At 58.9% G+C, this 14,515-nt stretch carries 10 protein-coding genes; 4 read left to right on the top strand and 6 right to left on the bottom strand.

Going from position 1 to position 14,515, the window contains the following annotated elements:
- Nucleotides 1-38: 38 nt before the first annotated feature.
- Entirely contained in the window at nucleotides 39-1,232 is a 1,194-nt protein-coding gene (locus QWJ34_RS01575; RefSeq protein WP_302725293.1) for an alpha/beta hydrolase, read from the top strand.
- 75 nt (nucleotides 1,233-1,307) lie between these two features.
- On the opposite strand, the gene QWJ34_RS01570 is transcribed toward QWJ34_RS01575, so the two are convergent.
- The 5 genes from QWJ34_RS01570 to QWJ34_RS01550 form a co-directional block, all read right to left on the bottom strand.
- A complete protein-coding gene (locus QWJ34_RS01570; RefSeq protein ID WP_302725292.1) occupies nucleotides 1,308-2,165 on the bottom strand; it encodes a MurR/RpiR family transcriptional regulator in 858 nt (285 codons plus the stop codon).
- Between the two features lie 98 nt (nucleotides 2,166-2,263).
- Nucleotides 2,264-2,965 carry a hypothetical protein gene (locus QWJ34_RS01565; protein WP_302725291.1) on the bottom strand — a complete coding sequence of 234 codons (702 nt, stop codon included), beginning with the start codon at nucleotides 2,963-2,965 and terminating at the stop codon, nucleotides 2,264-2,266.
- 24 nt (nucleotides 2,966-2,989) lie between these two features.
- Nucleotides 2,990-5,143 (bottom strand): hydantoinase/oxoprolinase family protein, encoded by a 2,154-nt coding sequence (locus QWJ34_RS01560; RefSeq protein WP_302725290.1) that lies wholly within the window; start codon nucleotides 5,141-5,143, stop codon nucleotides 2,990-2,992.
- Nucleotides 5,144-5,188: 45 nt separating this feature from the next.
- Complete coding sequence (locus QWJ34_RS01555) at nucleotides 5,189-6,484, bottom strand: citrate transporter (protein WP_302725289.1); 1,296 nt, start codon at nucleotides 6,482-6,484, stop codon at nucleotides 5,189-5,191.
- Between the two features lie 794 nt (nucleotides 6,485-7,278).
- A complete protein-coding gene (locus QWJ34_RS01550; RefSeq protein ID WP_302725288.1) occupies nucleotides 7,279-8,628 on the bottom strand; it encodes an FAD-dependent oxidoreductase in 1,350 nt (449 codons plus the stop codon).
- Between the two features lie 309 nt (nucleotides 8,629-8,937).
- Here QWJ34_RS01550 and QWJ34_RS01545 point away from each other — a divergent pair, with 309 nt between their 5' ends.
- A complete protein-coding gene (locus tag QWJ34_RS01545; protein ID WP_302725287.1) occupies nucleotides 8,938-9,933 on the top strand; it encodes an ROK family protein in 996 nt (331 codons plus the stop codon).
- 247 nt (nucleotides 9,934-10,180) lie between these two features.
- On the top strand, nucleotides 10,181-10,930 hold the full coding sequence (locus QWJ34_RS01540; RefSeq protein ID WP_302725286.1) for a hypothetical protein: 750 nt from the start codon (nucleotides 10,181-10,183) through the stop codon (nucleotides 10,928-10,930).
- A gap of 108 nt (nucleotides 10,931-11,038) precedes the next feature.
- Here QWJ34_RS01540 and QWJ34_RS01535 read toward each other — a convergent pair whose 3' ends face one another.
- Nucleotides 11,039-11,773 carry a metallophosphoesterase gene (locus tag QWJ34_RS01535; RefSeq protein WP_302725285.1) on the bottom strand — a complete coding sequence of 245 codons (735 nt, stop codon included), beginning with the start codon at nucleotides 11,771-11,773 and terminating at the stop codon, nucleotides 11,039-11,041.
- A gap of 217 nt (nucleotides 11,774-11,990) precedes the next feature.
- Between QWJ34_RS01535 and QWJ34_RS01530 the strand changes: the two genes are divergently transcribed.
- Nucleotides 11,991-14,480, top strand: a complete 2,490-nt coding sequence (locus tag QWJ34_RS01530; RefSeq protein WP_302725284.1) for a family 43 glycosylhydrolase — start codon at nucleotides 11,991-11,993, stop codon at nucleotides 14,478-14,480.
- Nucleotides 14,481-14,515: the final 35 nt, after the last annotated feature.

Here is a 14,515-nt window from a genome sequence, read left to right as displayed (position 1 = left end):
AGCGCAGTCTATCCATTCAAAAGCTCGAAGGGGGAAGCATGGTCAATAAAGTATTTGCATTTCTTTTGAAATCGGTTCTGGTTATCTTTATTTTAGGTTTTTTATTTATCTTATCGGGGACTCTTTTTCCTTTTGTTCCTTATGTAAGCGTGGGAAACTTGCTTTTCGAGCTTGTTTTGCGAGCCACTACTTTTATCTGGGTAAGCATCCTGCTTTTTGCTATAAGCGCATTCGCTTTCAAAAAGCTGGGCGGAACGGTCTTGAAAATATGCACGGCGCTCGGCCTGGTACTGGTGATCGGTTTTTTCAGTATTAACTTATCCCAATATATGACGGCCAGAAAGCACGATGTTAACATCAGTTTGACGAAGTTAACCGGAATCAGTCCGCCGTTAACGTATGACGACATTCAAACCGGCGACTTCGTGTACAGCAATGTGGACGGGCCGAAGGAACTGACCGTTTATACGCCGAACAGTACAAGCGCAGCCGGTCATCCCGTTATTTTATATATACATGGAGGCGGGTGGACAACCGGAGATCGGCACAATGCGTCTTCTTTCTTAAAGGAATTTGCAAATGCGGGGTATGTCGCCATCAGTATCAGCTACTCGCTTGCCACTGCGACCAAAGCGACCTGGGATATTGCGCCAAAGCAAATTAACGAGGCGTTAAGCTGGATCAACACTCATGCTGCTGATTATCAAATGGATTTGGATCGCTTTTATATGTTCGGAGAATCGGCGGGAGGGCAGCTGGTCACCAACACGGCGAATCGAATCAACGACGGAACGATCGAAAAAGAACTCAACGAAAAGGTGCCTACAGTCAAAGCCGTTTCCGTTGCGGTTCCCGCGGTCAATCCTAAAGCTCTTTACGAAACGACAAAGCTGCCTGTTTTTAAGCAAAATTTATATACCCTGGTTACAAGTTATTTGGGCAAAGACGGCATAAACAATCCGGAAGTTTTCAATTCCGTTTCTTCGTTTGAAACGATCTCGTCCAAAACGCCTCCCACTTTTATTTTGGGCGGGGCTCACGATCATATTGTTCCTCCTTCGATTGTGGAAGATTATTACAAGCAGCTGAAAGCAGCGGGCATCGATACCGAATATATCAAACTCCCTTTTGCCGACCATGCCACAAATACGGTCTATCCGAACGGCGTCGGTTATGAAATGCTGAGCCAGCTTACTCTGCGCTGGTTCAACAAATACGGAAGCGGGATTTAGAAAACAAATCAAAGACGCCGATTTCCCGTCGGCGTCTTTTTCTTGCTTCGCTGCTCAAATACGAACGGAAGCCGCTTAATAATAATCGCGCACCGTCGGCCGCCCCGTCAGCAGGCCTTCGCTGTCGAGCTTGGTCTTGAGATACGCTTTGTCCGAAGCGATCAGCAGGCTCATCATCGCGTCGATAACGAACAGAAACGTCATATGATTCGCCATCATGGCGCTGCTGCTGACCGACATCTTGTCGGGCACGATAATGCTCGTTTGCACCGTTTCCGTCACCGGCGACGATTCGTAGCAGGTGATCGCGGCCGTCATCGCGCGGTTGGCGTGCGCCGCCGTCATCGCTTCGATGATCTCGCCCGTCGAGCCGGAGCGGGTGAACGCGATCACCAGATCGTCTTCGCCGCAGTGCACCGCCGCGATCTTCATCGCGCGGCTGTCGCCCACCGCTTCGGCCTGGATGCCGAGCAGCGACAGCCGGTTCTTCAGCGCGGCCGCCGCGAGAAACGAATCGAAAATGCCGAAAATATGAATGCGGCGCGCCGCTTTGAGCTGCCCGGCCAGCTTGGAAAGCTCCGGCTCGGATACCATGGCCGCCGTATTGACGATCAGTTCGTTGTAATCGAGCGCCAGCGCGTCGATCGGATCGATATCGCGGCGTTCTTTTTTGCGCGTCTGCATTTCACGGTAGAACGAGTCTTGCGCGACCGCGATCTTGAAATCGTTGAAGCCTTTAAAACCGACTTTTTTGCAAAAACGGTTGATGCTCGTCTCGGATACGCCAATCTCATTAGCGAGCGCCGTAATCGTATGCCGGGTAATGAATTCGGAGTTGTGGATGACGAAATTGGCGATCTGATTTTCGCCGTACGTATACTTTTGCTGCTGCGAAATGATCTTGGCAATGACCGCCGGTACTTGGGAAACCATGGTTTTGTCCTCCTGTACAACGCGAAAAGCGCCCTTACCCGGACCCGCCCCAAGCGGGCTGCGGGCGGACTGCCTTTCTGCCGTAAACGATTCACCCATTATAGCATACGGCGGTCCTGGCCGCATAAAGCCGCGGTCCATTTTCCCAATTTTTCTGTAAAAACTTCTTTATTTAGCGTACCGCTTTGCAGCAGATACAAATAGTCGAGCACGTTCGGCAAAAAAGGAAGGCCGAGCAGTTCTTTGGCAAAAGCGTGCGCGGCGATCTCGCCGCTCTGCCGCACCGCCGCCCGCCGGCGAATCGGTCCCAGCCGCAGCGCTTCGACCTTCTCCAGCCGGTCCGCGGTGAAGTCGCCGGCCCGGTATTCGAGCCAGTGATAATACTCGTGCGCCAGATGGACTGCCGCCAGATCGTCCGGCGTCCGCAGCCCGCGCGCCGAAGCGCCGAGCGCCGCCGCCGCTTCCGCCAGCCGGTCCATCGAATCGCGGTATACCGTGACAAAAGGCGTCCGCCCCGTCCAATCGATCTGCGCGCGCAGCGCGGAGCCGAACATCTGGCCGGACTGCGCTTCGAAGCGGATCTCGATGCCTTCTTCTTCCAGCAGCTCCCGCGGCGAACGGCCTCGCAGCGGCCGCGCCGCTTCCCGCCCGAATTCCAGCGAACACGCGACATAGTACGCGTAAGCGGAAGGCGGAATCCGGCCGAACAGCGGATCTTCTTCCAGCGCCAGTCCGCCCAGCGCTTCGTCGGAAAGTTCGGCCGATGCGAATATCCCCTGCGGCGCTTTTTCTGTTTTCATCGCTTCCGCTCCTCTCGCTGCCCGTTACTGGTACGCGACCGCGATCCATTCCTCGCCGCCGTCCAGCAGTTCCGTTTCCAGCTCGATCATCGACGTCAGCTGTTCTTTGGTCTGCATGCCGGTCAGGTCCAGCATCTTCTCTCTATAGAACAAGAACACTTTCGGAATCGTGGCGTTGGCGTCCGAGTAGATCGTATTGTCGTCGAGGAACTCGCTGAACACGCCGCTGTCGGATTTCTTGAACCGCCCGTAATGCACGTTCCCCTGCTTGAAACGCACCACGCCTTCGCGGTCCAGCACGCTTACGGACAGCTTCTTTTTCTTGAGCAGGCCGAAAAACGATTTGCGCACTTCTTCGCCCGCGTACAGATGCCATCTGCCGGTCTGCGCGGCAAGCGTCATACTGCCGGCCGGCACGTCGATCGAAGCGGCGGCCAGATGCAGCATTTCTTCTTCGGTCAGCTGCGCCTGGCCCAGGTCTTTCGAACGCAGTTCGGTCGAACCGGTGGCGATGGCGCGCAGGATATTTTTCTGCCCGTCGATCTCGACCGTGATCTCGACCGTTTCCTCGCTCGCGCCGGAACGGACGATGCGTTCCATAATATCCGCGCGGATGCGCTTGATATCGTCTTCGGTCGGATTCATGACGGTGCGCTCGATCTGCTCTTTGACCATCGCCAGCGCGACCCCGATCGTCGAAATATAAGGCGCGTTCTCGGCGATCTTCCATTTGAGATTTTCTTTCTCGGCCATCGCCGGCACCAGCACCGAGCCGCTGCCGCCTCCGCCGACCAGCATGATAAACGAGCGGTCCAGCTCGTAATCGGCGATCATTTCATTGACCGTTTTCATCGTTTTGCGGATAGCGATATCGAGCGTCTGGCGCGCCGCGTCTTCCGCGGACAGTCCCAGATATTGTCCCAGCGCCGTCCAGGCCGCCCGGGCGCTGTCCTGGCCGGCATAGGCGTAATCGCCTTCGGGTACGTAGCCGAGCAAATTCGCCGCCCCGGCCAGGGTAAACGAATACGATTCGCCCTGCGCCGTGTCCACGATCGCGTACTCCTGCGGGTCGCCCGGACGCGGGGAGACGAACGAAACGCCCAGCGCTCCGTGTCCTCCGGTCAGCTTCTCCGTGTCCGCAAAGCACTCGTAAGCCAGTCCGGCGATATGCGCGCTGCGCGGACCAACGTCTTCGATCTTCCCGTCTTTGACGCGGACCATGCTGCCGCCGGCGATGCCGAGCGTGCGCACGTCGAGCGACTGCAAGTACGTCCGGTGCCCGCCCACCTGGGCGTTCTGGATCATGACTTTGCCGTTCTTGATGACGGAAATATCGATGCTGGTCCCCCCGACTTCAAAAAAGATCCCGTCCGAAATCTTCTCGTACATCAGCGCGCCGGCCACGCCCGCGGCAAGTCCCGACAGCATGGTCAGGATCGGCCGTTTGCGCACTTCCTCGATGCTCATGACGCCGCCGTCGCAGCGCATAATCATCAGCTGCGAGGAGATCTCGGCGTCTTTGACCGATTTCTCGGTCATGTTGGCGGTCTCCATCATCTTCGGGATCAGGCTGGCGTTGACGACGGCTGTCCGGGTCCGCGTGCGCAGCCCGTAGAGCTGCGAGATCTCGTGCCCGCCGGTCGCGTACGCGCCGCGCCGGTTGGCCGCTTCGATCACCTTCAGCTCGGTCGAAGGATCGTCGACGCCGTAGGCTTCGGAGGCGACGATCACTTCCGCGCCCTGCGCCAGCAGTCCGTCCACCGCTCCGCCGAGCTGCGCTTCGTCCAGTTTTTTCGAATCGAGATAGACATGGCTGACGGCAAGCTCCTTGCCCGGCGCCAGCTCGATCCGGCCGGGATTGGATTCGCTCCGCGCGCTCAACCCGTCCATCCCCGAGCCCATGCCGACGATTCCCACCGAAGCGACGTCGCCTTCGAGCAGGGCGTTGGTGGCCTGGGTGGTGCCGTGCGCGATAAACGTCACGTCTTCCGGCGAGATGCCGTGCGTGCTCAGGATCTGCTGCAGGATGCGCACAATCCCCGCCGCCACTCCGCCCTCGTCGTGGTGGGTGGTGGGAATCTTCATTTTCTCCAATATTTCGAATGTTTCGTTGTCCAGGACAACGGCGTCCGTAAACGTGCCGCCGACGTCGATGCCGACTCTGACCTTGCGGGACATGGGATTCGGCCTCCTTTTTTTGTCGTTTGGAATCCGGGAATCGGGTTAGAACACGACGAACGCGCCCCACAGCATGGAGATCAGCACGGAGACCATCATCCACGGCAGCGTTTTGCGCAGGATGACGTTGATATCGCTTTTCGTAAAGTCCGCCACCCACACGTTATGCGAGTTGGTCGGGTCGGATACGGCCTGCACGTTGCTGACGACCCGCAGCGCGAGCATCGCGGCGACCGGCGTCATGCCGGCTCCGACGAACAGCGCCGCGATGCCGCTGCCCAGGCCCCACACGTTCAGCGGACCGCGGTAGATCGCAAGCGGCGACAGGACGGTGAAGAACAGGATATACGTCCACGGGCTGCCCGGCAGCACCGTTTCGATCAGCGGGGAGATCACGGCGGTCACCTGCGGCGCCATAACGGCGTTCAGCAGCATGCCGATCCCGATCATCAGGCCGAGCGCCCCGGCGACGTCCTGGATGCCTTCGACCAGCGCGCTGGACAGCACGTGCACCGGACGCTTAGGCAGAGTGAGAATCAGCGTCGCGAGCGCTCCGATAATGACGGCGGGCACGATGTCCATTTTGAAAATGAATACCATCAGCACCGGCACGATCGGGCTGATGAGCGCAATCGTCGGCACTTTCTTGCCTTCGCCCGCACCGGAACCGCTGGGCATCGCCCACGCGCGCCGTCCCTGGCCGCTGCGCCGGATATAGAAAATAATCATCGCCACGCAGATCACGAACAGCGGCGCGGCGGCGATCAGCGTATAGTCCGCGATGGTCGATACCGGCAGTCCCATCACATCCACGTACACCGCCCAGTTCGAGACGTTGAACAGCACGCCGATCCCGACCGCGGACAGCAGCACGATCGAAGCGACGAACGGCGCGATGCCGGCGGTCAGCATAATCGGGATAATGATCGTGCCGACCAGGATGACCATGCCGAGGCCGCTGGCGGCCGAGAAGATGATCGAAGCGGTCACGAAGAACAGCAGCGCGATCAGGATCGGTTTATCGCCCGCCAGCTCGGCCGCTTTGCGGATAATGGACTTGGTGATGCCGACCTTGTTCAGGATCTGGCCGAACCAGGCGCCGAAGATCAGGCCGGCGATCGCGGTGGACAGCCGCATCGCGCCGGACGCGAGCACGGTGCCGCTGATGGTCGCCGTCTCGGGATCGGCGGACGACCACGGCACGCCCGCGATCAGCGCGAACAGAATCGCCATGCTCGGCAGCGCGAGCAGCGTCGGCATCTTGCGCGTCATCATCAATCCGACAAAAATCAGAAACACGAGCAGAATGCCGATGGCTTGTACCCACATGATTGAACTCATCGAAATCGGACTCCTTTTTTTGAATAGAATGGGGGAGAAGGAGATGCGTGTGCGCTCGGGTGGCGCTGCGGGGCGGAAGTGCCTTCGATCGCTGTTAAAATCTTCTTTTTCGATTGAATTTCTAAGGGTGAAAAGAAGAGTTTTAAAGGCGAACGCTCCGCTTCTCCGGCTCCTTCCGCCCCTCCGCCGGTCCGTGCGCGTACGCAGGGGTGGCGGGGGCGCGGGGAAAGCGGGAAAACCAGGGAAGATTCGGGTTGCCGGAAAAGAAAGATTCGGTTGAAGGTGCTTTGAAAGATTCGTTTGGCTTGAAAAACTCGGTTGGCTTTGAAAGGCTCGGGCGGCTGTGAAAGGCTCGGGCGGCTGTGAAAAACTCGGGCGGCTGCACAGGATTCTGCTGCTTGCCTGCTGCGGAACTCTCGTTGCTTTTTTGTCAATGTAGAAGGTGTTTTGATACTTTTAGGCAGGTTACGTTGACGAAAAAGCAACCTGGAGCATGGTCAGCGGGCAAATTTGCGTTTTTGGGGCGTCTACGCTGCCTTATTGTCAACGTAGCATCGGAAAAGACTGATTTGCGGGCTCTACGTTGCTTTTTGCGCAATGTAGGATGTTGAGTTGGGAGCGTGAGCGGCTTTGCGGCAGCATAAACGCAAGCGTGCGGCGGCAGCGGGTGCGGGTCGGGCAATCTTCTTTTTAAACTCTGAATCCGCTGCGAATCTATGCGGCGTTCCGAGTTCGCTCTGCGCCGTTTCCCGACCCTTTTCGCTCGGCATTCGTCTTCCGCCTTACCCTGCCTGCTACACTTCCAGATAAGCGCCCTGTTCCTTGAGCACGGTCTGCACGCGGCGGACGTCGACTTCGCGCACATCGCCGTCGCCGGACGCGGCCAGCGCGGCGGCGACTCCGCCGGCGTGGCCGATCGCGCCGGTCGTCGGGGTGGTGCGCACGGCGGCCTGGGCTTCGAACGTAGCGGACAAACATCGGCCGATGACGATCAGGTTGGACAGCTCCGCGGTGACGAGGCTGCGGTACGGAATGCTGTACATGCCGCCCCATTCGAGCTTGCGGCTGTTGGTGCCTTCGCCGTCGGGACTGTGGATATCGATCGGATAGCCGGAGTGGGCGATGGCGTCGTCGAACCTGGTCTGCTCCAGAATGTCTTCGGCGTTCAGCGTATACAATCCTTTGATCTGACGCGAGCCCCGCACGCCGATCGAAGGTCCGGTGGACGTCACGATAGCGTTTTCAAATCCCGGGATGTATTTTTTTACGAACAGCTCCAGCTCCCGGCACTGTTTGCGTCCTTCGATCTCGGCCAGGCTGAGGTCCCAGGCATTGGTTCCGTCTTTGCCGAGAATGCGGGTTGTGTTGAAAATGATCTCGCCCGGCGTGTTCGTTTCGAAAAACAGGATATCTTCGCGCGGGATCGAGATTTCGCCCCGTTCTTTGGCCGCTTTGAACGGTCCGACGAAGCCGGCTGTGGACAAACGCGGCGCTTTCTCGATGATGGACGTGTCGCCTTTGTAAGCCGGAAAGTCTTCGGGATGCGCATGTATGTAAGCTTTGACTTTCCCGACATCCGCGCCGATCATCTTCATCTTGAGCGTCATCGGCTGGGCGGCTCCGTCGGATTCGCGGCCTTTGGTAAACTCCGCTCCCGAACGCACGGACAGATCGCCGTCGCCCGTCGCGTCGATAAATACTTTGGCCCGCAGCTCCGTCAGTCCGGATTTGTTGCAGACCGTTACGCTTTCGATGCGCCCGTTTGTGGTATGCGATTCGGCCAGCACCGTGTGGTACAGAATGCGTCCGCCGTTTTCCAGCACCATCGATTCCAGCTCGACTTTCATCGCTTCGGCATCGAACGGGGTCACGGAATACGTATAGCCCACCGTATCGAAAATATGCCCCGGCGATTTGCCGATTCTTTTCAGCCGCTCGATCAATTCGTCCGTCAGTCCCTGCACCGCCTGCTTGTCGCCCGCGTGGAACGTCATCATCGGACCGACTCCGTTTGCGGTCAGCGTGCCTCCCAGATACCCCTGCGATTCCACGATCAGCGTATTCGCGCCGCTTTTTGCCGCCGCGCAGGCCGCCATCGCCCCCGATACTCCGCCTCCCATCACGATTACGTCAAACGTTTCCATGGTTTCAACGCCTCCTTCGAGTGCCTTGCTTGGTTCGATTCGATACTGTCGCCGCCTCGTTTGGGTCCCAGGATTTTGCAAATCCATGCCTATAAATTAGCAGAGCGCCGAACGGCTGTAAATAGTTTTGGTTTATTTTTTTCAAAAAATCCGTTTATTAAGAAAATAATTTTCTTTACACGTTAAGTTTGCGGCATCTATACTGGAGGCAGGAAAAATGCAGCATGCAGAAAATGTTCGAACGGCGACAGAGACCCCGGTGCGGATTTCGCTGCGCGGCAAACATCCCGATCAAGGAGTGATTCCTTTATGCAAAAAGGATTGAAAATCCCGCAGGGCGGGCCGGAGAACCGCCGGTTCGTGCTGGGCATCGATATCGGCGGCACGGGAATCAAAACCGGATTCGTCGATACGGACGGCGAAGTCACGCGGTTTCGCACGCTGCCGACGGAAGGAGCGCGCGGCCGGGAAGCGCTGCTGGACAAGATCTGCGGCATCGCCGACGCAGCGGCCGCCGCTTCCGCGGCCGAAGGCTTCGAGCTGCTCGGAATCGGCATCGGTACGGCCGGATTCGTCGATTCGCAGGGCCGCATCGCTTATGCGACCGAGATCCTGCCCGGGTGGACGGGCACCGATCTGCGCGGCGCAGTCGCGGAGCGAACCGGCCTGGACACGGCCGTGCTCAACGACGTGCATGCGATCGCGCTCGGCGAGCTGTGGCGCGGAGCCGGCGCGAAGCGCGGACTGCGCAGCTTCGTCTGCGCCGCGCTCGGCACCGGCATCGGCGGCTGCATCGTCGAAGACGGCCGTATCTATGGCGGCCGCGGCGGCTACGCCGGAGGCTTCGGCCACATGACCGTCGCGCAGGGCGGTCCCGTATGCAGCTGCGGACAGCGCGGCTGCTGGGAGATGTACGCGTCGGTCAGCGCGCTCAAGCGGCTGATCCGCGAGCGCGCGGAAGCGGCCGCAGCAGCAGCCTGGGAACGCGACCCGCGGCTGCTGTTCGAAGCGGCGCGCGCAGGCGACCGGGACGCGCTCGGCATTGTGGATCATTACGCGCAGATGATCGCGATCGGCCTGGTCAACTTGGCCCATACGCTGAACTGCGGCGATTTCGTGCTCGGAGGAGCGATCACGCGCCAGGGCGATTTCCTGCTCGGCCGGGTCGAGCGCGAGATGGTCCGCCGGCTGATGCCGGTGTACCGCGCCGGCGGCATCGGCCTGCACGCGGCCGAGCTCGGCGAACGGGCCGGCGTGATCGGCGCGGCCTACGCTTTGCTGGAAACGCCGGGCGCGCCGCAATAGGCTTCAGCCCTCCTCGTTCCGTTAGCAAACAAACTTGCCCCAAAACCCTCGAAATCAAAAAAACAACCCGAATCCCCACACTGCGGATAGGAAATATGGAGCCTGACCAACAGCAGGCGGGCAGATTCGGAAACAGCGGAAGGATAGCGGATAAGCGAACGAGGATATCCCGAATGTGACCGGACCCGGAAAATCGGTTATGTTATATACATAGAGCCAACCGACCAGGAAAGGAAGTCTGAGTCCCGTGAAATCCAAACGTTACCGCTCCGCCGTTTTGCTCATGCTTCTCTCCCTGTCCCTGCTGCTCGGCGCCTGCGCGCAGGGAGAAGTGGGCGTTGTCGTCAATCGGGACGGCACCGCCGATATCCATATGAACGCGACGATCAGCGAATCGGCGCTGAACACGATCGGGCAGGGCGATCTGCCCGAGAAGATCGCGTCGAGCCTGCGGGAGCAGGGTCTCGACGCGCAGGCCGTAAGCGCCGACGGCCAGAGCGGGCTGAGCGCTTCGCGCAAAGTCGATCTGCAAAGCGGACGAATGCCCGAGCTGCCCGACGGCATCACGATGCAGAATACGCAGGAAGAAGGGCTGTTCACCACGACGCATCATCTGGTCGTAACCGCCAATCCGCCGCAGATCCTGCCGGAATCGTCGTCGCTGACCGGCTATATCGGCTCGCGGATCGTCAACCGGCTGATCGAGCGGGAATTCGATTTCAATTTCAAGCTGACGCTGCCGATCAAGCCGGGCGAAAACAACGCCGACGAGGTTTCGTCCGACGGCAAAACGCTTACCTGGCATCTCGCCGCCACAAGCGAGAACGTCATCGAGCTGACGTTCGCCGTGCCGAATGTGCGCCGGATCGTCTACGCGGCTTCGGCCGTACTGGTCGTCGTGATCGCGCTGATCGTTTTCCTGCTCATGCGCAGAAAGCGCCGCAAAGCCGCCGCCGCAAAGCAGGCCGAGCCCAAACTCCCGTCGGACCGCGTATAACCGGTACCGGCCCCCGTATAGTGAAGAAACAGCAAAAAAGCGGTTCTCCGTTGTCTTTACGACTGCGAAGAACCGCTTTTTTATGCACCGATTTTATTCGCGCCGCGTTTACTCTACGCCCCCGAACCCTCCGCTCAGCCTCCGCCGGGCGATCTGCCCGCCGGCGCAGCCGTAGACGGCGTACTCGCCGCCGGTCAGGTCGACCAGCGCAAGGCAGCGGCTTTCTTCGATCGCGTACGTATGCGAACCGAGATCGCAGTTCAGCCGCGCGCCGTCGAAGCAAATAAATTCGCACGGCGTATGGCCGTGCACGACCGGCCGGCCGCCGGTCGCTTCGAGAATTCGTTCGCCCGGATACGCATAGAACTCGCTTTCCGGCATCCACAGAATATCCCGGCTCTGCGCGTGCAGCGGCGTATCCGGCACAAAGCCCGCGTGCGTGTAGACAAACTCGTCGTCTTCGATCACCATCGGCAGACTGCGCAGCCAGTCCAGATTCTCCCGGCTTTCCGCTTCGTCTTCGAAGGTCCGTTCAAAGCTCCGCCGCGCTTCTTCGCCGCCGTGGATCAGCCACATTTTCGACCGGTCCGACCGGTACCAGCTCAGCATTTCTTCGTGGTTGCCGGTCAATACGGAGACGCGTTCGGGGTGCATGCTCTGGAGCGTGCGCAGATAACGCACGACCAGCGCGCTGTCCGGCCCGCGGTCGATCAGGTCGCCGCCGACCGTCAGGCGATCGGTAAACGGGTCGTAGTCCATTTCCGCGAGCAGCGCGATCAGGCCGCGGTATTCGCCGTGGATATCGGTAATAAACAGCTTGCGTCCTTTCGTTGTCGAGGTCATGATCGGGTTCACATCCATCGGGAATCGTTTTTTTCATTATACCCGATCTGCCCGGTTCGCGCCGAATGCCCGTTTTATACTGTATTGAGTATAGAAATCCGCCGATCTCCTTTGTTATGTTGATAAATGAAAGCGTTATCCAAATTTGGGAAAGGAGGCGAAACGCAGCAAGTATAGGAACTGCCGTTTTTATTTGAATAATGGGAGATGATCGAGTTTGAAATGGCGAAAAATGCTGCTTGCGGGGATTGCGACGCTGATGCTGCTTCCTGCCGCCCAGACGTTTGCTTACAGCAATCCTTTGAACATAACCGATTCGTGGAAATGGGCGAACGGCGATTTTTACGGCGAAGGCGATCCCTATATCCTGAAATTCAACGGTACATATTATCTGTATGTCAGTACCGTCGACGATCAGCAGGGCATCAAAGTCTGGTCTTCGACCGATCTGGTCAACTGGACGTACAAAGGGCTCTGTACCACCGATCCCATCACCAAAGGCGCGTACGCGCCGGAAGTCTTCTACCACGTGGACGGTAACTTTTATATGTATACCTCGCCCGCGGGCAAAGGCCATTACGTATTGAAAAGCGCCAGCCCGCTGGGACCTTTCGTTCCGGCGACGGGCAATGTGGGCATGGGCATCGACGGTTCCGTGTTTGTCGACGACAACGGCCAGTGGTATTTCTACTCGACGGGCGCCGACCAGATCGCGATTCGCCCGATGAGCAGCCCGACCCAATTCGGACCGGCGGCCGCAAGCGGACTGTCGATGAACGGGTGGACGGAAGGGCCGACGGTGATTAAGCGCAACGGCAAATACTTCATGACCTACACCGGCAACCATGTCTGGAACTCGGCTTACCGGGTCGATTACGCGGTCAGCAGTTCGCCCGCGGCCAATTACGTTCCCGCTTCCGGCCAGAATCCCGTGCTGATCAATACGGAAGGTCCCAACGTCGGGCTCGGCCACAACAGCATCGTGCGCGGTCCCGATCTCGATTCGGATTTCATGGTGTACCACAGCCACGCGCACGACGGAAACATCACCTATCCCGGCCGCAAGATCAATCTGGACCGGATCGTCTGGAACGGCGACCGGATGACGGTGCTGGGACCGACCACCTCCAATCAGGTCAATCCCGAACTGCCCGACTTCTCCGACCGGTTCAACCGGACGTCCATCGGAAGCTCGTGGACCAACGTGGGCGGCGGAACCTGGGGCATCTATAACCAGGAGCTGATGTGGCAGGATACGATCGGCAGCGCCGCCTGGTACCGGCAGGTTACTTCGGGTACGACGGCTGCGGATTATACGGCGGAGTTCAACACCAAGCAGATCAAGCAGGGCACGACCGCCAATCCGCTGTACGGCGCGGTCTTTTCGTACACGAACGAGTCCAACTACGGCGTGGCCGTGCTGAACCGCAGCTTGAACCGGCTGGAAACGCAGTATGTGGTCGGCGGAGTAAGCCAGGGCTGGCAGTATGCTTCGCTGCCGAGCGGATTCGACTATACGAAATGGCATCAGATCCGGGTGGAGAAATCCGGGACCGCGTTCACCGTGTACGTCGACGGCATGAACAAACAGACCCGGAATATCCAGGGACTGGGCGGCGGCAAAGTCGGCTACACGACGTCCGATGCCCATGCCGACTTCGGCTACGTCGCTTACAGCGGCAAAGTCGGCGGCAGCAGCGCCTGGAACGCGTATAAACCGGCGCCCGGAACGATCGAAGCCGTGCATTATGTGAGCGGCGCCGAAGGAACGGCCTATCACGATCTCAGCAGCGGCAACACGGGCGGCGCTTACCGCTCCGGCGACGTGGATATCCGGCTGTCGGCGGCCGAAGGCAAGAACGTGGTCGGCTGGAACCAGACCGGCGAATGGATGAAATACAGAGTCAACGTCGCGGAGTCCGGCACGTACGATCTGGACGTCCGGGCCGCAACTACGTTCGCCAACGCCAAGTTCCGGGTATGGGACGGAACGCAGGACCTGACCGGAGCGGTCGGCGTGAAGAACACCGGCGATTGGGAGAACTGGCAGACCACAAGCAAGAAAGGCATTTACCTGACCGCCGGCAATCACGAACTGCGGTTCGAAATTGCGGAAGGCGAGTTCGATTTCAGCAGCATGACCCTGACCCGCAGCGAGCCGGTCGCGGCCGTGACCGATAACTTCGACGACGGCAACGATAACGGCTGGACGCGGTTTGAAGGCGACTGGTCGGTGACCGGAGGCCAGTATACCGCCACCGCCGCCAATTCCTTCGCCAAGACGACGATCGGCAGCGACCGCTGGGCGGACTACACGGTCGAGACGGATATCCGTCAGCTGACGGCCACCGGCGATTCGGGCGTGCTGGTACGCGTCAACAACCCGTCGAACGGCAAAGACCGCGTCAACAATCCCGATTATGTGCAGGGTTATTACGCTTTTATCAAGCCCGACGGCGTTTATCTCGGCAAAATGAACTACGGCTACACGGCGCTCGCCAATACGCCGGTATCGCTGCCGGCGAATACGACGCATCATATGAAAGTTGTCGTAAACGGAACGAATATCAAGATTTACGTCGGCGACATGAACGTTCCCAAGATCGATTACAACGATAACAGCGCCAACGCGTTTACCCACGGCAAAGCCGGGCTGCGCGCGATGAACAACAACAGCCAGTTCGATCAGTTCCAGGTGCGTCCGTAACAATCGTTGACGCCCCCTTGCCCCGCTGTTCGAAC

The sequence above is a fragment of the Saccharibacillus sp. CPCC 101409 genome (genome assembly GCF_030518235.1).
Classification (GTDB): Bacteria; Bacillota; Bacilli; order Paenibacillales; family Paenibacillaceae; genus Saccharibacillus.
Note: the sequence above shows the minus strand (reverse complement) of the source record. Positions and strands in the feature narration are given on the sequence as shown.